Annotated in this window: 16 protein-coding genes and 1 tRNA gene; 7 read left to right on the top strand and 10 right to left on the bottom strand. The window is 72.1% G+C overall.

What is annotated here, in order from left to right; translation table 11 throughout:
- Positions 1-76 precede the first annotated feature (76 nt).
- Positions 77-149, bottom strand: a tRNA-Gln gene (locus OG251_RS15725).
- Between the two features lie 228 nt (positions 150-377).
- Here OG251_RS15725 and OG251_RS15720 point away from each other — a divergent pair.
- Positions 378-1691 (top strand): sensor histidine kinase, encoded by a 1314-nt coding sequence (locus OG251_RS15720; protein WP_326677770.1) that lies wholly within the window; start codon positions 378-380, stop codon positions 1689-1691.
- 247 nt (positions 1692-1938) lie between these two features.
- On the opposite strand, the gene OG251_RS15715 is transcribed toward OG251_RS15720, so the two are convergent.
- Both OG251_RS15715 and OG251_RS15710 read right to left on the bottom strand, forming a co-directional pair.
- Complete coding sequence (locus OG251_RS15715; protein WP_326677769.1) at positions 1939-2436, bottom strand: SUKH-3 domain-containing protein; 498 nt, start codon at positions 2434-2436, stop codon at positions 1939-1941.
- 10 nt (positions 2437-2446) lie between these two features.
- Positions 2447-2968, bottom strand: a complete 522-nt coding sequence (locus OG251_RS15710) for a YwqJ-related putative deaminase (RefSeq protein ID WP_326677768.1) — start codon at positions 2966-2968, stop codon at positions 2447-2449.
- 247 nt (positions 2969-3215) lie between these two features.
- On the opposite strand from OG251_RS15710, the gene OG251_RS15705 reads away from it, so the two are divergent.
- The 3 genes from OG251_RS15705 (at position 3216) to OG251_RS15695 (ending at position 7905) form a co-directional block, all read left to right on the top strand.
- The gene (locus tag OG251_RS15705) at positions 3216-4193 is read left to right on the top strand and encodes an SMI1/KNR4 family protein (RefSeq protein ID WP_326677767.1); all 978 of its coding nucleotides are present in this window, start codon (positions 3216-3218) and stop codon (positions 4191-4193) included.
- A 5-nt stretch (positions 4194-4198) separates the two neighbouring features.
- The gene (locus tag OG251_RS15700) at positions 4199-6796 is read left to right on the top strand and encodes an SUKH-4 family immunity protein (RefSeq protein WP_326677766.1); all 2598 of its coding nucleotides are present in this window, start codon (positions 4199-4201) and stop codon (positions 6794-6796) included.
- Between the two features lie 194 nt (positions 6797-6990).
- Entirely contained in the window at positions 6991-7905 is a 915-nt protein-coding gene (locus OG251_RS15695; protein WP_326677765.1) for a cellulose-binding protein, read from the top strand.
- A 13-nt stretch (positions 7906-7918) separates the two neighbouring features.
- On the opposite strand, the gene OG251_RS15690 is transcribed toward OG251_RS15695, so the two are convergent.
- The 4 genes from OG251_RS15690 to OG251_RS15675 all read right to left on the bottom strand — a co-directional run bounded on the left by OG251_RS15690 (position 7919) and on the right by OG251_RS15675 (position 10636).
- Positions 7919-9013, bottom strand: coding sequence for a hypothetical protein (locus OG251_RS15690; RefSeq protein ID WP_326677764.1), 1095 nt, complete (start codon positions 9011-9013; stop codon positions 7919-7921).
- Between the two features lie 264 nt (positions 9014-9277).
- Positions 9278-9505 carry a DUF397 domain-containing protein gene (locus OG251_RS15685; RefSeq protein WP_326677763.1) on the bottom strand — a complete coding sequence of 76 codons (228 nt, stop codon included), beginning with the start codon at positions 9503-9505 and terminating at the stop codon, positions 9278-9280.
- Between the two features lie 113 nt (positions 9506-9618).
- Complete coding sequence (locus tag OG251_RS15680; protein ID WP_326681278.1) at positions 9619-9759, bottom strand: DUF397 domain-containing protein; 141 nt, start codon at positions 9757-9759, stop codon at positions 9619-9621.
- Positions 9722-10636 carry a helix-turn-helix domain-containing protein gene (locus OG251_RS15675; protein ID WP_326681277.1) on the bottom strand — a complete coding sequence of 305 codons (915 nt, stop codon included), beginning with the start codon at positions 10634-10636 and terminating at the stop codon, positions 9722-9724. The genes OG251_RS15680 and OG251_RS15675 overlap by 38 nt, the downstream gene beginning before the upstream one ends.
- Before the next feature lie 554 nt (positions 10637-11190).
- On the opposite strand from OG251_RS15675, the gene OG251_RS44990 reads away from it, so the two are divergent.
- Positions 11191-11337 (top strand): hypothetical protein, encoded by a 147-nt coding sequence (locus OG251_RS44990; protein WP_442818337.1) that lies wholly within the window; start codon positions 11191-11193, stop codon positions 11335-11337.
- Between the two features lie 119 nt (positions 11338-11456).
- On the opposite strand, the gene OG251_RS15665 is transcribed toward OG251_RS44990, so the two are convergent.
- The 3 genes from OG251_RS15665 to OG251_RS15655 all read right to left on the bottom strand — a co-directional run bounded on the left by OG251_RS15665 (position 11457) and on the right by OG251_RS15655 (position 15206).
- Positions 11457-13079 (bottom strand): sodium/solute symporter, encoded by a 1623-nt coding sequence (locus tag OG251_RS15665; RefSeq protein WP_326677762.1) that lies wholly within the window; start codon positions 13077-13079, stop codon positions 11457-11459.
- Positions 13076-13567: a DUF485 domain-containing protein gene (locus tag OG251_RS15660; RefSeq protein ID WP_326677761.1), complete on the bottom strand. Its 492-nt coding sequence runs from the start codon at positions 13565-13567 to the stop codon at positions 13076-13078. The genes OG251_RS15665 and OG251_RS15660 overlap by 4 nt, the downstream gene beginning before the upstream one ends.
- 172 nt (positions 13568-13739) lie before the next feature.
- Positions 13740-15206, bottom strand: coding sequence for an MFS transporter (locus tag OG251_RS15655; protein WP_326681276.1), 1467 nt, complete (start codon positions 15204-15206; stop codon positions 13740-13742).
- A gap of 699 nt (positions 15207-15905) precedes the next feature.
- Between OG251_RS15655 and OG251_RS15650 the strand changes: the two genes are divergently transcribed.
- Positions 15906-16694 carry an ABC transporter ATP-binding protein gene (locus OG251_RS15650; protein ID WP_326677760.1) on the top strand — a complete coding sequence of 263 codons (789 nt, stop codon included), beginning with the start codon at positions 15906-15908 and terminating at the stop codon, positions 16692-16694.
- A complete protein-coding gene (locus OG251_RS15645) occupies positions 16691-19273 on the top strand; it encodes an ABC transporter permease (RefSeq protein WP_326677759.1) in 2583 nt (860 codons plus the stop codon). The genes OG251_RS15650 and OG251_RS15645 overlap by 4 nt, the downstream gene beginning before the upstream one ends.
- The last annotated feature ends 375 nt before the right edge of the window (positions 19274-19648 follow it).

The raw sequence follows: 19648 nt of genomic DNA, 5'->3' as shown, positions 1-19648 counted from the left end.
CGCAGGATACCGGGGGTGTTTCCGCGGGAAACGAGCGCGGGCCCCGACCGGTGAGGTCGGGGCCCGTCAGCGTGTGCTCCCCCATCAGGATTTGAACCTGAACAGACGGTACCAAAAACCGCAGTGCTGCCTGATTACACCATGGGGGATCGATTCCGGCTAAACCGGACAATATGTCGGCCCGCCGGATCGGCACCCAACACTATGCCGTACCAAGTGCCTTCTACGCGACGACAGCTCTCGTCGCTCTTGGTCACGAAGGCGACAAGGGTGACAACCCGGCCACCGGGGCCGTCGCCGGTGTTCTTGCTCGCACTCGGCGCTGTGGTGCCCCGGTCACCCCAAAATGAGGTGCGCGCGCCCGTAGGCTGGACGGCATGACCGCAACGGGGGCAGACCGGGAAGCGGCGGGATCGACCACCCGCGGCTACTGGTGGTGGGAACGGCGACGCAGTGTCGCCCTGGACGTGGGGCTGGCGCTGGTATCGGCGCTGGAGTGTGCGCTGGAGGGGGTGGAGTTCGCCCGGGACACCGGGCTGCCGGTACCGATCGGGGTGCTGTTCGGGCTGATCGCCGGTGCGGTTCTGGTGGTCCGGCGGCGCTGGCCGATCGCCGTGGTGCTGGTGTCGATCGCGACGACACCGGCCGAGATGGGCTTCCTGATGGGCCTCGTGGGCCTCTACACGCTGGCCGCGTCCGAGGTGCCGCGCAGGATCACCGTCGTACTGACGGGCATGTCGCTGTTCGGCACGTTCATCGTCACCTATGTACGGCTGCGCCAGAGCGTCACCGAGCAGGCCGACTTCGGGCCCGGCGACTGGTACGTACCGCTGGTGTCCGGCTTCATGTCGCTGGGGCTGACGGCGCCCGCGCTGCTGTTCGGCCTCTACATAGGGGCCAGGCGCCGGCTCATGGAGAGCCTGCGCGAACGGGCGGACTCCCTGGAGCGGGAGCTGTCGCTCCTCGCCGACCGGGCCGAGGAGCGCGCCGAGTGGGCGCGGACCGAGGAGCGGACCCGGATCGCCCGGGAGATGCACGACGTGGTCGCCCACCGGGTCAGCCTGATGGTCGTCCACGCGGCGGCCCTCCAGGCGGTCGCCCCGAAGGACCCCGCGAAGGCCGTGCGCAACGCCGCGCTGGTCGGCGACATGGGGCGCCAGGCGCTGACCGAGCTCCGCGAGATGCTCGGTGTCCTGCGCAGCGGGGACGCGCTGGCCGCCCCCGCGGCGGCCGGCCGGGTACCGCTCGCCGAGGTGGGCCGGGCGGCTGCCGCCGCGGCCGCCGCCGCGAGCGAGGACGGGCCGCGCCTGCACCAGCTGGAGGTGCTCGTCGCGCAGTCCCGCGAGGCGGGGATGACCGTCGAGCTGTCGGTCGACGGCGAGCTGCGCCCGTACGCGCCCGAGGTCGAGCAGACCGCGTACCGGGTGGTGCAGGAAGCCCTGACGAACGTGCACAAGCACGCGGCGGGGGCGAAGACCTGGGTACGGCTCGCGCACCGTGGCGAGGAGGTCGCGATGCAGGTCGAGAACGGCCCCTCGGACAGCGCCGCGGCGGACGCGGGCCTGCCGAGCGGGGGCAACGGGCTGGTCGGGATGCGGGAGCGGGTGCTGGGGCTCGGGGGTGTGTTCGTCTCCGGCCCGACGGACGCGGGGGGCTTCCGGGTGTCGGCGGTACTGCCGGACCGGGGCTGAGGCACCGCGCACGGCCCGGGGCCGGGGGACACCGGCGTCGGCCCGCACGCCGGACCGGCTCACGCCGGACCGGCCGGGGAGCGATCAGCCCGGCCCGGCAGCCCGGCCCGGCAGTCGGCACGAGGCCGGTCCGGCGGTCGGTCCGAGGTCAGCCCGGTGTCAGCCGGCGGTCGGTCCGAGGCCATCCCGGTGTCCGTCGGTGGTCGGTCCGAGGTCGGCCCGGCGTCGGCCGGGGGCCGGCCCGCTGTCAGCCCGAGGTCAGGCGGGACGGTTGGGCGCCGGTCACCAGGGTGGCCAGGGCCTGGTCGATGTCCGCACCGAGGTACCAGTCGCCCGTGTGGTCGATGCTGTAGACCCGGCCCTCGCTGTCGATCGCGAGCACGGCCTGGCCCTCCCCCTCCTCGCCGAGCGGGCTCACCTCCGTCTCCAGGGCCCGCCCGAGGTCGCCCAGCGTCCGGGCCAGATGGAGCCCGCTCAGCGGGTCCATGCGCACCGAGGCCGGGGCGATCTGGCGGCCGGGCGCGGACGCGGTGATGTGCAGCCCCCCGAACTCCGCCCAGACCTCGACGGCCGCCGGGAAGACGGCGTGCTGATGTCCGGCCGGTGAGGCGTGGGAACGCAGTGCGTCCGCCCATTCCTCTGCCTGCCGGATGTCCCAGCGCCCCGGCACCCAGCCGGCGTCGCGCAGGGCGGCGTCGACGGCGACGGGGAAGCGGGTGGAGGTGTGCTGATTCTGGCCTTGCATCTGCGCGCGGTCAGCCCTTCTCGGCGGTGGTCGCCGCCCCGGCGGTGAGGTCGACGGGACGTACGCCGAAGTGGGCGAGCATCACCGTGCAGGAGCGGCAGGGCGGCGCGTAGCTGCCGTGCAGCGGATCGCCGTCCTCGCGGATGCGGCGGGCGGTGATCCGTGAGTGCTTCAGCGCGCGGCGGGCCTCGCCGTTGGTCAGCGGCTTGCGCTGGGCCCGCTTGGAGCGGCTGCCCTCGGCAGCGGTGAGCTGCCGGGACAGGAGTATGGCCTCGGGGCAGCGGCCGGTGAAGCGTTCGCGCTGGCCGCTGGTGAGGGTGTCGAGGAAGTCCTGGACAAGTGGGTGCAGCGCGGGTGGCTGGTCCCCCTTGCCCGCGGTGCAGGTGAGCGTCTCTCCGCGTACGGACAGCGCTGCGGCCACGGCGGGCAGGATGCCGTCGCGGCGGTGGTGCAGGCGGGGGGTGCGGCTGGTCTCGGTACTGCTCCAGCTGAGTCGCGGGTCCCCGGATGTGGTCGTTTGTGCCGTATGCATCGTGCTGACGTCCCTCCCTGCAATCCCCCGAGTTGCGGGGACAGCCTGCCAAATGTGCCGGGTGGTGGGGAAGCTGGGTGGGTTTAACGTGTGTGCGTGTCGCGCAAAGGGTGCGAGATCGTCGCTCTTTCCTCGCTCTTCCGTCACGCCGATGTGACGGTTCGTGACGGTGCCGGAGGGGCGGTTCCCCCTGCTGCCCCACCGCATAGGCTGTGCGGAACACCAGACGCAGCAGGGGGCAACCGCCATGACGACAGGTCGGCTCGGGCAGCAAGCCGCGCCACCGAACGCGGCCTACGCCGGGCAGGTCGTGCACTTCCCGGACCCGGTCCGGGCGTCCCGCCACCCCAGAGGTGTGCGCGTGGACGGCAACGGCCATCCGGAACTCTCGCCGTACGCGCGTGCCGCCGCCGAGATCGCCGATCCCCCGCAGGGGTTCGGCATCGACGAACTGCGGCTCACCGACTATGTGTCGGCGAACGCCGCGCTGGCGGCGAGCGGCCACGAGCTGTGGGACACGATCCCGGCGGTGGCGACGCCGCACGGCTGGACCTGGCACCACGTGGCGGGCGGCCGGCGGATGGAGCTCGTCCCGGTCGAGGTGAAGGCGCTGCTGCGCCACCACGCCGGCCTGAGCACGACTCCGGTCGACCAGAACCGGCGCGGCACCCGCCCGTTGCAGGAGACCCGGCCCGCGCACTTCCGGCTGCCGAAGGGTGCCGTCGCGGTGAGCGAGCAGCAGATCCAGGGCGTGGAGGAGGACCTCGGCTACCGGCTGCCGGGCGCGTACCGCTCCTTCCTCAAGGCGGCGGGCGGCTCGGCCCCCGTGGGCGCGGCGCTGGACGCGGAACTCGGTCTGCTGGTGGACCAGCCGTTCTTCACCGTGCGGGAAGAGGCCGCGGTGAACGACCTGCTGTACATCAACAAGTGCCTGCGGGACCACTTCACCAAGGACTACCTGGGCGTCGGCTTCGTCCAGGGCGGCATCCTCGCCGTGAAGGTACGGGGCGACGGCATCGGTTCGGTGTGGTTCTGTCCGTACGACGACGCCAGGGACCAGGACGGCTGGAGCGTGCAGGAGCGTGCCGAACGGCTGCTGCTGCCCTGCGGTACGGACTTCGACGTCTTCCTCCAGCGGCTGGCGGGCAATCCGCCGGAGCTGGAGACCGTGGCGAACCTGATGGTGGACGGTGGCTTCGCGCAGGCCGTCCCGGTGGAGGGGTGAGCGCGATGGTGACCTTCGCTCAGGCACAGGAGCGGGCGGACGAGTGGGTCAACGGCGATGTGGCCGTGTACCAGCACCGGGAGGTGCGGGTCCGTGAGTTCGAGCTGGGCTTCGTGGTGTGGGCCGAGGACCGCGCGGAGGGCCCCGTCTCGGACGGCGGCTGCCAGCGGCTGGTGATCGCCCGCGACAGCGGTGAGGCCACACTGTGGCCCGGACTGCCGGTGGGCGAGGTGATCCGGCGGTACGAGGAGGAGTACGGTGCCCCGTCCGACGCGCCGCCCGCTCCGGCGCCGCCGCAGCGCATCGACCTGAACCAGACGTCGTTCCTGCTGACCCCGCCGGAGTGGCTCCAGGAGGCCGCGGACAAGCTGGGGATCCCGGACCGGCGCGCGGACAGGGACAGCGGCGCGCGTCCGGACGCGGACGCGAGTGCGGGTGCGGGGGCGACGCCGGTTCCGGGGACACCCGTGGCATCCGCCGCCCCGTCCGTTCCCTCTTCTCCTTCCCCCTCCTCTCCTTCCTCCGCGCCCTCTCCCGCTGCCCCCGCCGCTCCCGTCGGGGCTCCGTCCGGGGACTCGGCGGACGACTGGCCGGCCGCCGCCGGCCAGGGCGCTCCCGGCGACTACGAGCCGACGGCATCCGACGGTGTTCCCGCGTCCGCGTCGTCCGCCGCCGTGCCCGTGGGGTCCACCCCCTGGGCCGGTACCGACACCAACGGCGGGTCCGACGAGGGCGCCGTTCCGCTGCCCGCGACGGTGTTCGCGCCGCCGCTCTCCGGGGCCGACGACGAGGGGGCCCCGCCGCCGGTCGTGCCCGCCGACGCGCCCACGGCGCTGATGTCCGGCGGCAGCCATCTGCCGCGTACGAGCGTCGCTCCCGCACTGAACCCGCAGCAGGGCCCCGGTCCCGGCCCCGCCGACATCGCGGACGCGGCCACCAGCAAGGCCGTGGTGCAGCCGCGCGGCACCCGTGGGGGCGGTGCGGGCACTCCGCCGCCGCCCGGCGCCCCGGGAACTCCCGGCATGCGCCCCGGAGCGACGCCGCCGCCCTCGGGTCCGGGTGCGCCCGGTGCCCCGGCGGGCGGCTATCTGCCGACTCAGCTCGTCGCCCAGCAGGGCCCGCCCGGAGCGCCGCAGCCGCCCGGCCCGCCCGGTCCTCCGGGTGCGCCCACGCCCCCCGGCCCTCCCGCGCCACCCGGTCCGCCGGGTGCCACACCACCGCCCGGTGGCGGGATGCACCATGCGGCGACGATGTTCGCGGACCCGAGCAGCCCCGGCGGCCCGGCCGCTCCGCAGCCTCCGGGCCCGCCCGGCGTGCCCGGTGCCGGTGCGCCGCAGCCTCCCGGCCCGCCCGGTCCTCCGGGTGCACCGGGTGCACCGGGTGCGCCGCAGCCTCCCGGTCCTCCGGGTCCGCCCACGCCCCCCGCTCCTCCCGGCGGCGGCGGGGTGCACCATGCCGCGACGATGCTGGCGAGCCCCGGTCCGGTCGGCCCCCAGGCACCCCAGCCGCCCGGCCCGCCCGGCCCGCCCGGGATGCCGCTGGGCGGTGCCCCCGGCCCCGTACCGCCGAATCCCCACGCACCGCCGCCTCCGCCTCCGTCGTACGGCTATCCGCAGCAGCCCACCGGCCAGCCGACCGTCGGGCCCGGCTACCAGGCCGTCCTGCGGTTCCGGGCCCCGGACGGGAGCGAGCAGCAGCTGATCCGCCGCTCGGCGCCCGGCACCCCGCACCCGGAGTGGCAGATGCTGCACGAGCTGCGCGCGATGAACGTGCCGCCGCAGCAGGTGATCGAGCTGCACACCGAGCTGGAGTCCTGTGAGCTGCCGGGCGGATACTGCGCGCGGATGATCCGGGAGACCTGGCCGCAGGTGCGGATCACCAGCGTCGCCCCGTACGGCACCGATCACGCGAGCCGCCAGCAGGGCATGCAGCATCTGCTGACCCACCAGGGCGAGCTGCACCAGGTCGCCGACGGTCCGGCCCGCCCGGCACCGGTACGGGCTCCGCTGCCGCAGCTGCCGCCCGCCCCGGCGATTCCGCCGGAGGGGGTCGCGGAGGAGCTGGTGATGGCCTTCGGCCCGCAGGGCGTGCTCCGCTTCGACCAGCGGGCCGTGTCCCGCCAGGGAGTGCCCGAGATCGTGGCGCGGACCCTGGTGTGGGCGGGGCTGCCCGCCGATTTCGGGCCGTTCTTCTGGGCGCAGCCGGGTCAGCCGGTGGTGCCCACCCTGGCCGAGCTGGCCACGCAGCGCCAGGTGCAGCCGGCGTCCGACGCGGGCTCGTACCTCGTGATGGGGACCGACTTCGGCCGGGCGATCTGTGTGCAGTACGGCACGGCGAACATCGTGGCCGTGCCGGTGGAGGCCGGACCGGACGGCAGGCCGACGGCGCCGCAGTTCGTGAACACCGGGCTGCCGGAGTTCGTGCGCTCGATGGCGCTGCTCGGCCGGATGTGGCGGCTGCGCTTCGGGCTCAACCCGGAGCAGGCGGGCCGCTGGACCGTCGACTTCCAGGCGCAGCTGGTGGCGCTCGACCCGGCGGCGCTCGCGTCGCCGGAGAGCTGGTGGTCCGTGCTGCTGGAGCAGATGTGGGACGGGCTGCTCTGACCCGTACGGGCCTTCTTCGATGACGGCCATGAGGCGCCCGGACCCCTGAGGGGGACGGGCGCCTCACGCGTTTCCGCGCTGTGATGCCGGTCGCTTCCGCGCCGAATGGCGTTGATCGATTCCGACTTCTTTCACCAATTGCCGCATCCTTGACGTATTGATGGGTGTCGGAGAGTCGGAGAGAGGCTTCAAGGATGAGTGCTGCACCGGATTCCGCGTACGGCTTCGTCGGCGTACGGGGACGTGGCTACCGCCCTGAGCAGGTGGACGGCACCGTGGCAGCCCTGTCGGCGGAGCGGGACGCGGCACTGGCCGAGATCTCCCGGCTGTCGGACCTGGCCCAGGAGCTGGCCGCCGAGTCGGCCCGGCTGGGCGAGGCCGTGGCCACGCTCGCCCCGCAGACCTACGCGGAGCTGGGTGAGCGGGCCCAGCAGATCCTGGCGCTCGCCGAGAGCGAGGCCGAGACGATGCGCGACGCCGCGCAGGCGGAGGGCCAGGAGTGGCGGGACGCGGCCCAGGCGGCGGGCCGGGCGGCCGGGGACGCGGCCCGCGAGCACTCCGGGACGGTACGGGCCGCGGCCGAGGCGTACGCGGAGCAGGTGCTCGATGCCGCGCGGAACACCGCCGAGGACACCGTCTCCCGCGCCCGCCAGGAGGCCGCCGAGATCGCGGAGACGGCCGCGACGGCGATGCGCGAGACGCGGCGCCGCACGGCGAGCGTGCTGGCCCACCAGAAGCAGGAACACACCGAGCGCACAAAGGTGTCGGAGGCCGAACTGACAGCGGAGGAAGCCGCGTTGGCAGCCCGGCACGCGGAGCTGACCGCCCAGGCCGAGGCGCTGCTCGCCGACGCCAAGCGGGCGCTCGCGGAGACCGAGGAGGCCGCCCGGCACGGCCAGGAGGACGCGGAGGCGAGGGCGGCCGAGCTGCTCGCGGAGGCCGGGGTGCGCGAGGAGCGCGTGGTCCGGGAGACGGAGCGTGTGCTGCGCGAGCACGACGAGGGCCGCGAGGAGGTGCAGGCGCACATGACGCACGTACGCAACTCGCTCGCGGCGCTCACCGGGCGCGTCGCTCCGTCGGCGGACGACGACCGGGCGACGGAGGACTGAGGGCCGAGCGCGCTCAGGCGGCGCTGGACCTGCGGCCTCTGCCGCGTCGGTGCGCCCGGTCGGCTCTGTCGGTCAGCGCGGCGCGCACGCTCTTGATGGAGTCGCCGACGGCGGGCACGTCGCTCGTGGCCGGGGTGTCGCAGTCGAGGCAGTTGCCGGGACGGGCGGCCCGGAAGGCGCGCTCGCACCCGCCGTCGCAGGTCTGCCAGGGCAGGAGGTCCGGCGGGGCGCCGGTGAGGGGTACGGCGGCTGCGGCGGGCAGGGCGACGGGGGTCTCGCCGAGCCGGTAGGCCAGGATGCGGGCCGGGCGGGCCCGGAGCGGGGAGGGCAGCCCGACGGTGAGCGCCTCGGTGATCTGCTCGGCGCCGATGCCCCGGGCGAGCCAGTCGGCGACGGCGGGGGCGAGGGCGGCCACCTCGCGCCGGGACAGACCCAGCCGGGCATCGACGATGCGCAGTGAGGCCAGGATGGCGACGGCGTGCGGGTCGGCATCAGGAAGCGCGAGCGGGGGAGGGGGAGCAACTGGTCCGTCCGGAGCGGGAGCCGCGCCTCTGCCCGGGTCGGTCCCGGCAGCTGCATCCGCTTCCGGAGCATCCGGGACTCCCGGAGCTTCCGGCGCCGCATCCCGCACCTCCGGCGCATCTCGCAAGGCCACGTCGTCCGGCACCGGTTTCGTCTCCGGCACCGGCACCGGCACCGGCTCGGGCTCCGGCACCGCAGGCTTTCGCGGACGCGGCGGGGCGGCCCGGTCATCCCCTCGCTCGGGCACGTCGTGGAAGTACGTACGGGTGCCGATCAGGCCGCCGGACCCGCGCACACGGCGCCGTTCCAGATATCCGGCGTCCTCCAGCTCCCGCAGTGCGCGGGAGATCAGGATCTCGCCCTCGGTGAAGTGCGCGCACAGCGCTTCGATGCTCACCAGATCGCCGTCCGGCAAGGAGAGGATGTACGCGGCGACACCGACGGTGACGGCGCTTCCGGGGCGTTGTGCAAGGGAGTTGGCCATCACGGTGAAGTGGGCCGTGAGGCGCGTACGTACGTGGATCACGCCGGAAGTCCGAGTTCCGGATCCGGAACGAAGGCGCGCGTTAGACTGCGAATCAGCCATGGGGAAGGTCTCGACTTCCTGATTGGTCAGGCCCTCGTTCGGGATTGCCGTCCCGGCGGGGGCCGTCTTGGTGTGTGAGGTTGTTTCGCTGAACGTAACCGGCCTTTCCCTGTCCAGGCAAACAAGTCACCCTTGTGGGTGACGAGTTGGGAGGGGAGGGAGGGGGGTAGTTCTTTTCACCGGTTCTTTGGGGAGGTCCGTGGCCCACCGGGTGCGGGTGTGCGGGGGCCCGGTGGGTCGGGACTCGCGGCCGGGGTGGGGGTGCTATCGGCCGGGGTCGATGCGGTGTTCCGCTTTCACGCTGCCTATGAACGCGGTCCAGGGCGCAAGCGTGAAGGTCAGTGCCGGTCGGTCGGGGGCTTTGCTGTCACGGACGGGGACGACGCCGGGGTACGCGCACGCCACCTCCACGCAGTTGCCGCCCTCCTGGTTGCTGTAGCTGCTCTTGCGCCAGTCGGCGCCGGTCAGATCGAGGCGGGACGCTCGCTCCACGGTCGTTGGCCTCCATCACGGATCGGAATTACGCGCTTGGGGAGGTCCGTGGCCCACCGGGTACGGGTGTGCGGGGGCCCGGTGGGCCGGGACTCGCGGCCGGGGTGGGGGTGCTATCGGCCGGGGTCGATGCGGTGTTCTGCCTTCACGCTGCCTATGAACGCGGTCCAGGGCGCAAGCGTGAAGGTCAGTGCCGGTCGGTCGGGGGCTTTGCTGTCACGGACGGGGACGACGCCGGGATACGCGCACGCCACCTCCACGCAGTCGCCGCCCTCCTGGTTGCTGTAGCTGCTCTTGCGCCAGTCGGCGCCGGTCAGATCGAGACGGGACGCTCGCTCCACGGTCGTTGGCCTCCCTCACGGATCGGATCATGTCGAGCGACATGAGCGGGGGCAGGGCCACTGCCCGCAGCCGATCGTAGGTGACCGTGAAGCGCCCGACCTCTTCCGGTTCCTCGATCAGCTGACCGTAGTGGGCGCCCTCCGTGTACGCGGCTTCGGTGCCGTCCGGCAGCACGAGAACCGTGAGGGAGCCGCCCATCGCATCGTGCTCGCCCTGGTCGAACGGCAGCACCTGCACGGTGATGTGCGGTTCTTCGGCCAGCTCCAGCAGCCGGGCCAACTGGGTCCGCATGACGGCCTGTCCACCGACGGGGCGCCGGAGAACCGACTCGTCGAGCACGACCCACAGGTCGGGGCGGCCGGGTGCGGCGAGGCGCTCCTGACGCTCCATCCGCGCCCCGAGCCGTTCCTCCAGGTGCTCCTCGTCCCTCAATGAGCGGCCTACGCTCAGCAGCGCTCGCGCGTACGCCCGGGTCTGTAGCAGACCCGGCACCACATGTGCGGCGTACTGCTTGATCGAAACCGCACGCGCCGAGTGCGCCATGAACGCCCGCGACCAATCCGGGAACGCCTCGCGGTGCACATAGGGCCACAGGTCGATCAGCAGGCCGTCCGCCACCAGCGCGGCGTCCAGCGCCCGCGCCAGCTCCAGTGTCGGTCTCGCCCCGGACGAGCGCTCGATCTGGGTGATGCGGGTGCTGACCACATGGGTCATCTCGCCCAGTTCGGCCTGCGTCAGCCCGGCCGCGATGCGGAGTCTGCGCACCTGCGCACCGAAGAGCGCGGCCATGGAGGACTGGGGGTCAATGGGTTTGGCCAAGGCGTCACTTCCGTTCTTACGGCCTGGAAGGTAAGGCTTCGTCACCTTTCGAGCCTAGGTCCATCGGCCGACCCTTGAGTACGGAAAGTCACGGAACCCGCACACAGCGGGACGTGCGGAGGATCGAGTGACCGGGATGGGCCGCATCATGCAGAAGACAGTGACCGCACGGGGCGAGGGGCCGGAGCGGGGAACGGAACATGCCGGGCTTCCGCCCGGCGCGGACGTGGGAGCCCCCGGGCCCGAACAGCACGTGTTGTCCCGGCAGTTCACCTCGTCGCCCCGTGGGGCCCGGCTGGCCCGGCTGGCGGCCGTGCGGGCCGTGGGGGAGTGGGGGTTCTCGCCGGTGTCGGACGCGTCGTGCACCGTCGCCCTCCTCGTCGGGGAACTCGCCGCCAACGCCGCCTCCCACGGCCGGGTGCCCGGCCGCCACTTCCATCTGCGCCTTGCCCTCGACGTGCGGGCGCGCCTGTTCCGTATCGAGGTCTCGGACGCGTGCCCGGTCGGGCCCCCCCGGCGACCCCGTGGCTCCCGCGCCGGAGGAGGAATCGGGCCGTGGACTGTTCCTGGTCGACTTCCTCGCCGTCCGGTGGGGCTCGGTGCCCCGTCACCCGCTCGGGAAGACCGTATGGGCGGAGGCGGCGGCCGGTCCGCTCACCGGCCCCCTGTGAGCGCGCCTCCGGTGGGACCGCGAGGAATCCGCCGTACGCGAGACATCCGCCGTACGGGAGGCGGGGCCCGTACGGCGGATGAGGAGGTGGCGGGTCGGTGGAGGCGGTGGTGGGCCGTCTCACCGGTCCGCTGTCAGCGCGCCCTCCGGTGGGGCGCCCGCGAGGATCAGCGGCTCCACGGCCTCGTACTGCCGGCGCTCCTCGTCGACTCCCCGGCGGCTGAACCTGGTACCGAGCCAGCCCGCCAGGAATCCGGCCGGGACCGAGACGAGGCCGGTCGTGGTGAACGGGAACCAGTTGAAGGCGACGTCCGGGAAGACCGCGTCGGGCGAGCCGGAGACCAGGTTGGTGCCCGTGAAGAGGATCAGCACGCTGACCGTGCCGCCGATGAGCGTGCAGAGCAGGCCGACCCGGGTGAAGCGACGCCAGAACATGCTGTAGATCAGTGCCGGGGCCAGGGCGGAGGCGCCGACGCAGAAGGACAGCGTCACCAGGGACTGGAGGTTCCAGTGTCTGGCGAGGACGGCGAGGGCGATGGTGAGCAGGCCGATGCCGACCGCGGCGGCCTGTGCCGTACTCATCTCGGTGCGCTGCTTCAGCGGTGGCTTGCCCGGCTCGCGCAGTCCATGGGCGAACAGATCGTGGGCGAGGGAGTTCGCGCAGGCCAGGATCATTCCGGCGACCGAGGCGAGCAGCGTCAGGAAGATCGCCGTCGTCATGGTCGTGACGACCAGCGCCCCTGCCGCCCCGCCGCCCGCGACCGCGCCGCTGACCTGGAGGATCGCGCTGTTGCCCTGCGCCCCGGCCGCGGTGATGCCCTCGTAGCCGACGAGGGCCGCCGCGCCGAAGCCACTGAGGGTGAGCAGCAGACAGATCGCGGCGACGATGCAGACCGCCCAGGACAGCGAGCGGCGGACCGCACGGGCGCTGCCGACGCTCGTCATCCGCATGGTGATGTGCGGCAGACACGCGACACCGAGGACCAGGGTCAGTTCGGAGCTGATCATGTCCAGGTCGCTGCCGTGGAACTGCAGCCCCGAGCGGAGGTAGGCCGCCCCGGCTCCGCTGCCCGCCTGGGCGGCCGAGAGCAGGGCGCCCAGGCTCCAGTCGTAACGGTTCATCACGAGTACGGAGACGAGCAGTGCGGCGCCGAGGAGCACCACCGTCTTGACGATCTGGATCAGGGTGGTGCCCTTCATGCCGCCGATCGCCGCGTAGCCGATCATCATGACGCCGAGCGCGACGATGGATCCGGTGCGGAATCCGGAGCTGTCGAAGCCCAGCATGAAGGCGAGCAGATTGCCGCTGCCCGCGAGCTGGACGACCATCAGGGGCACGAGTGCGGCGAGCGTGACCGCGCAGGCCGTGATGCGGACGGCGCGGCCGGGGGCCCGGCGGGTGAGCATGTCGCCGATGGTGAACCGGCCCGCGTTGCGCAGGGGTTCGGCCAGCAGGAACATCAGCAGGAGAAGGGACAGGACGGTGCTCAGGGCGACCACGAGTCCGTCGTGGCCGGTGAGGGCGGTGAGCCCGGTGGCACCGAGGACGGTGGCCGCCGAGAGGTAGTCGCCGGCGATGGCGAGGCCGTTGCGCAGCGGGGAGAGCGTGCGGTAGCCCGTGTAGAAGGCGTCGAGGTCGTCGCGGTCCGGCACGGTCATCACGCAGAGCAGCAGGGCGACCGTGGCCACGGCGATGAACGCCACCAGGGACATGGTCTGCGCGGAGTCTTCGAATCCGGTCATCGTCCCGCCCGGTCGTCGTGTCTACGGGGGCGCCGGTGGGGGCGCGGATGGGCAGAGGTACGGCCGCCGTCGCGCAGGTCGGCCGCGAGCGGGTCCACCGTCCGCTCGGCTGTCCGCTCGTACACGGTGATGGCGAGTACGGCGACCGGGAGCTGGCACAGACCCAGCAGCAGGCCGACGTTGAGACCGCCACCGCCGACGGGGCGGGCCATCAGATCGGGGGCGTAGGCGGAAAGCAGCAGGAACAACGTGAAATAGCCGAGCGCGGTGAAAGTGGCGGCCCGGCGCAGGACGCGGTACGCGCCGCGCAGCCGGAGCAGATCGCCGTGGTGGTCGTGGGCGGGAGCGGAATCGTCCTCGCACGGGGCGGACCACCGGGGCGGGACCAGCGGCGGATACGGCGCCGGAGCGGCCTGCGGAGGCGAACTCTGCCAGGCGAGAAGGTAGTCGGGTTGGTAGGGGGGAGGGTGCGGGTCGTTGTTCGGCATCGGGTACTGCTCCCTTCCTTGCATGGCTGGGGGACCTGGGGGTGTGCAAGGCAGAAGCGGAGGCGCTGGTGCGCCCGGTCGATGCGCGTAGATTACTTATGGGTACGGCGGGTGGGGAGGGGTAACACGGAAATACCCTCCGCGGTACCGGAGTTGTCCTATTCCTGGACGCCTAACGGACGCTTTCCGTCCCCTCTTCGAGGATCGGGAAGCGGCGCGGGGCGAGGACGACGAGCACCAGCAGCGCGAGCCCGGCGGCCACGGCGGCGCCGAGGTAGACATGGTCGACCGCGGCGTCGACCGCCCGGCGCAGATGGTCCGTCGCGGCGGCGGAGAGCGAACCCGGGTCGTCCAGGGCGTGCGAGATCGCGTCCAGGTCGCCCGGCAGCCCGGGGACGGGGGCGTCGGTCAGCCGGGAGGCCAGCACCCCGTTGGCGACGGCACCGAACAGCGCGGCGCCGACGCTCTGGCCGACCTGGCGGCAGAAGAGGACGGACGCCGTGGTCGTACCGCGCTCCGACCAGCCGACGGTCGACTGGACGCCCACGATCAGCGGCAGTTGGAACAGCCCGAGCGCCGCGCCGAGCAGCAGCATGATCAGGGCGGGCTGCCAGGCCGCACCGGGGTAGGGCAGCAGCGGGAAGGCCAGCAGGATCAGCAGGGCGGCGCTCATGCCGATGATCGCGGTGAGCCGGAAGCCGATGCGGTTGTAGACCCGGTTGGACAGCGCCGCCGAGACCGGCCAGCTCAGCGTCATCACGGAGAGCACGAAACCGGCCGCGATCGGGCCGAGGCCCAGGACGGACTGGGCGTACGTCGGGAGGAAGACGGTCGGCGCGACCATCAGCAGCCCCATCGCGCCCAGGGCGAGATTGACCGAGGCGATGGTGCGCCGCCGCCAGACCCAGCCCGGGATGATCGGATCGGCTGCCCTGCGTTCGATGGCGACGGTCAGCGCGGCGAGTACGGCACTGGCCCCGAAAAGGCCCAGCGAGGGGGCGGAGAGCCAGGGCCAGGCGACGCCGCCTTGGACCAGCGCGGTGAGCAGGAGGACGCCCGTCGCGAAGACCGCCAGCGCGCCGGCCCAGTCGATCCGGGGGCGGACGGCGGGGCGCGGACGGGACGGTTCGTGGAGGTGGCGGACGACCAGCCAGAGGGCGATCGCGCCGACCGGCAGATTGATCAGGAAGATCCACCGCCAGTCGGCGTACGCGGCCAGCAGCCCGCCGATCGCCGGTCCCGCGACGGCCGAAGTGGCCCAGACGGTGGACAGCTTGGCCTGGATCTTGGGGCGTTCCTTGAGCGGGTAGAGGTCGGCGGCGATCGTCTGCACCGTGCCCTGGAGCGCACCGCCGCCGAGACCCTGCACGACCCGGAAGGCGATCAGCGCGGCCATGTTCCACGCGGCGGCGCAGAGCACCGAGCCGACCAGGAACAGGATGATCCCGGCGACCAGGACGGGCTTGCGGCCGAAGGTGTCGGAGAGCTTCCCGTACACGGGCAGGGTGACGGTCATGGCCAGCAGATAGCCGGAGAAGAGCCACGAGAAGACGGCGAACCCGCCGAGATCGCCGACGATCTGGGGGACGGCGGTGGAGACGATGGTGCCGTCGATGGCGGACAGCGCCATGCCGAGCATCAGAGCGGCCACCACGGGGCGACGGCCGCGCGGGGTGGTGGGGGAGGGGCCGGTCTCTGTGGTGGCGGTGGCGGGTGCGGCTGGGGTGACCGCTGCGGGTTCCGGGGCCGGGGTTGCGGCGGTGGCTTCCGGGGCTGTGGATACGGCAGTTGCTTCCGTGGGCTTCGTGACGTTCGCGGGCGGGCTGGGGTGCGCGGCTCCGGGTGGCGCGGCTCCGGCGGGCGCGGTTCCGGGTGGCGCGGCTCCGGCTGCGGAGGTCGCCGCGGCCGGCCCGGGTATCGCTTCGATGTCGCCGTCCGCGCCGCCCACAGATTTTCCTTCCCTATGCATGTATTTCCTGGGCCACTGTCTCACCGCGCGCCGCCCGGCGGGAGGGCCACGTAGGGAGGGACCCGGCCGGCCCGGTCCGCGCACGGCCGGTTCGCGACCCCTTACGCCGGTCTCCGCCGAGGGGTGGAGACCCCTAGGGGTTGGTCCTCAGTTCTGTCCAGGGAGCGTTCCTCCCGGCGGAGGACGTGGCGGCCGGTGGCCGTTCCTTAGCCTTTTCCTACGTCGCGAATGCGGCCGGCAACGGGGGCGGGGTGGGGATAACCCCACCGAAAGACTGCGCTGAGCACCAGCGCGCCGGACCCCCTCCTCACCCAAGACTCGGAACGTACACAAACGCGTCCAGTCATTGACCGACATAGGAGACTTACCGTGACAACGGCTGTAACCATTCCCAGGCACGGGGGCACTGGAGGGCGTACGGCCGTCGCTGCGCGAGCGAGGCAGGTCGTCAAGGCGTACGGGTCGGGGGAGACCCGGGTCGTCGCGCTCGACCACGTCGATGTGGACATCGCTCGCGGGCAGTTCACGGCGATCATGGGCCCGTCCGGCTCCGGCAAGTCGACCCTGATGCACTGCCTGGCCGGACTCGACACCGTGACCTCCGGCGAGATCTTCCTCGACGAGACCGAGATCACGAAGCTCAAGGACAAGAAGCTCACCCAGCTCAGACGGGACCGGATCGGCTTCATCTTCCAGGCGTTCAACCTGCTCCCGACGCTCAACGCGATCGAGAACATCACGCTGCCGATGGACATCGCGGGCCGCCGGCCCGACGCCGGGTGGCTCCGGCAGGTCGTGGAGACCGTCGGTCTCTCCGAGCGGCTGAAGCACCGGCCGACCGAGCTGTCCGGCGGTCAGCAGCAGCGCGTCGCGGTGGCCCGCGCCCTGGCCTCGCAGCCGGAGATCATCTTCGGTGACGAGCCCACCGGGAACCTGGACTCGCGGGCCGGTGCCGAGGTGCTGTCCTTCCTGCGCCGGTCGGTCGACGATCTGGGCCAGACCATCGTCATGGTCACCCACGACCCGGTGGCCGCCTCCTATGCGGACCGGGTCCTCTACCTCGCCGACGGCTCCATCGTCGACGAGATGTACAACCCGACGGCGGACCAGGTCCTGGACCGGATGAAGCACTTCGACGCACGCGGGCGGACGTCATGACTGTCTGGAAGACCTCGATGCGCAACTTCCTCGCGCACAAGGGACGGATGGCCCTGTCCGCCGTCGCGGTCATGCTGTCGGTGGCGTTCGTGTGCGGCACGCTCGTCTTCACCGACACGATGAACACCACCTTCGACAAGCTCTTCGCGGCGACCTCGGCCGATGTCACCGTCAGCCCGAAGTCGTCGAAGGGCGGCGACGACATGCCGGAGAACGGGAAGCCCGAGTCGCTGCCCGCCTCCGTCGTCCAGCTGGCCGCGAAGGCCGACGGGGTGGAGAAGGCGGAGGGCGCCGTCACCAGTGCGTCGGTCACCGTCGTCGACAGCCACAACAAGAACATGGGAACGGAGAGCGGCGCCCCGACCCTCGCGGGCAACTGGACGCAGAACGACCTCCGTTCCATGGAGATCACCTCCGGCCACGCCCCGCGCGGCCCCACCGAGGTGATGGTCGACGCCGACACCGCCGAGAAGCACCACCTCAAGCTCGGCGACGAACTGCGCACGATCGCCGTGACCGGCGACCTCACGGCACGGATCAGCGGTATCGCCTCGTTCAAGGTGACCAACCCGGGTGCCGCGATCGTCTACCTCGACACCGCGACCGCCCAGACCAAGCTGCTCGGCACTCCCGGTGCCTTCACCCACATCTCCATCACGGCCGAACCCGGCGTCAGCGACACGCAGTTGAAGAAGAACGTCGCCTCGGCGCTCGGCGACCCGGCCGCGTACAAGCTCCAGACCCAGCAGGAGGCCGCCGACGCCAACAAGGACTCCATGGGGTCCTTCCTCGACGTCATGAAGTACGCGATGCTCGGCTTCGCCGGAATCGCGCTCCTGGTCGGCATCTTCCTGATCGTCAACACCTTCTCCATGCTGGTCGCCCAGCGCACCCGTGAGATCGGCCTGATGCGGGCCATCGGCTCCAGCCGCAAGCAGGTCAACCGGTCCGTGCTGGTGGAGGCGGTCCTCCTCGGCATCGTCGGATCGGTCCTCGGCGTCGGCGCCGGAGTCGGCCTCGCCGTCGGACTGATGAAGGTGATGAGCTCCATCGGCATGGAGCTGTCCACCGACGACCTCACCCTGGCCTGGACGACCCCGGCGATCGGGCTCGTGCTGGGCATCGTCGTCACCGTCCTCGCCGCGTACATCCCGGCCCGCCGGGCGGGCAAGGTCTCCCCGATGGCCGCACTGCGCGACGCCGGAACCCCGGCCGACGCGAAGTCGGGCTGGATCAGGGCCGGTATCGGTCTGGTCCTCACCGGCTCCGGCGGAGCGGCCCTGTGGGCGACGACGCAGGCCGACAAGGCGAGCGACGGATCGCTCCTCCTCGGCCTCGGCGTGGTCCTCACCCTGATCGGCTTCATCGTGATCGGCCCGCTGCTGGCCGGCCTGGTGGTGCGGGTGCTCAGCGTGGCCGTGCTCCGGCTGTTCGGCCCGGTCGGGCGGCTGGCGGAGCGCAACGCGCTGCGCAACCCCCGGCGTACGGGAGCGACCGGCGCGGCCCTGATGATCGGCCTGGCCCTGGTGGCCTGCCTCTCGGTCGTCGGCTCCTCCATGGTGGCCTCGGCCACCGACGAGCTCGACAAGTCGGTCGGCGCGGACTTCATCGTCCAGTCGTCCACCGGCCAGCTGATCGTGCCCCAGGCAGCGAAGGCGCTGGAATCGGCCGCCGGCATCGAGCACATCACCGAATACAAGAGCATCAGCGCGAAGATCACCGCACCCGACGGCGTCACGGAGGACGAGGGAATCGTCGCCGCCGATCCGACGTACAAGGACGATCTGCGCCGCGAGACGGTCTCCGGCGACCTGGCAGCCGCCTACGGCAAGAACGCCATGTCGGTCGGCGACGGCTACGCCGAGCGCCACGGTGTCGAGGTCGGCGACGAGATCACGGTCGCGTTCAAGGCGGGCCGCACGGCGAAGCTGAAGGTCGCCGCGATCACCTCGGACGACACGAGCGTCGACACGGGCGTGATGTACACCAGCATCACGACCGCCGAACGGTACGTCCCCGCCGACCGGATGCCCAAGAACGTGATCATGTTCGCCAAGGCGCAGGACGGCAAGGAGAAGGAGGCGTACACCTCCCTCAAGTCCTCGCTCGCCGCGTACCCGCAGTACAAGGTGCAGAACCAGACCGACTTCAAGCAGGAGCTGAAGGACCAGATCGGCCAGCTGCTGAACATCGTGTACGGCCTGCTGGCCCTGGCGATCATCGTGGCGGTGCTCGGCGTGGTGAACACCCTCGCCCTGTCCGTGGTCGAACGGACCCGGGAGATCGGCCTGATGCGGGCGATCGGTCTCTCCCGCCGCCAGCTGCGCCGGATGATCCGCCTGGAGTCCGTGGTCATCGCCCTCTTCGGTGCCCTGCTCGGGCTCGGCCTGGGCATGGGCTGGGGCACCTCCGCCCAGAAGCTGCTGGCGCTGGAGGGCCTGGGAGTCCTGGAGATCCCGTGGCCGACCATCCTCACCGTCTTCGTCGGCTCGGCGTTCGTCGGACTCTTCGCCGCACTCGTCCCGGCCTTCAGGGCGGGCCGGATGAACGTCCTGAACGCCATTGCCACGGACGGATGATGGCTGAGAGCTGATGGCGGCGGTCGCTCCGGAAGGACGGCCGAAGGTGACCGTCACCGTAGAATGACCGTGTTGGCCCCGGGGCGTTCCTCCAAACGCCCCGGGGCCGTTCGCGTCCGTACGCCATCGCGCCCGGCCCGCATCCGTCCTGCGCGAGGCCGCCGTCCTGTACGAGGCCGCCGTCCTGTACGAGGTTGACCCTGTACGAAGCCGCCCCGCGCGAAGCCGTGCCGCACACAGCCGCCCCTGCACGAAGCTGCCGCGCCCCGTGCAGCAAGCTGTCACCGCCGCCCAGGCCCCGTTCCGCTCCCCGCTGGCATATTCATCCGTGCCGGGACCCCCCGGCAGGACGCCACCGCCGAAGGGGAAACGTGA

It is taken from the genome of Streptomyces sp. NBC_01237, assembly GCF_035917275.1.
Classification (GTDB): domain Bacteria; phylum Actinomycetota; class Actinomycetes; order Streptomycetales; family Streptomycetaceae; genus Streptomyces.
The sequence above is the reverse complement of the archived record's forward strand: the minus strand, read 5'-3'. Positions and strand labels throughout refer to the sequence as shown.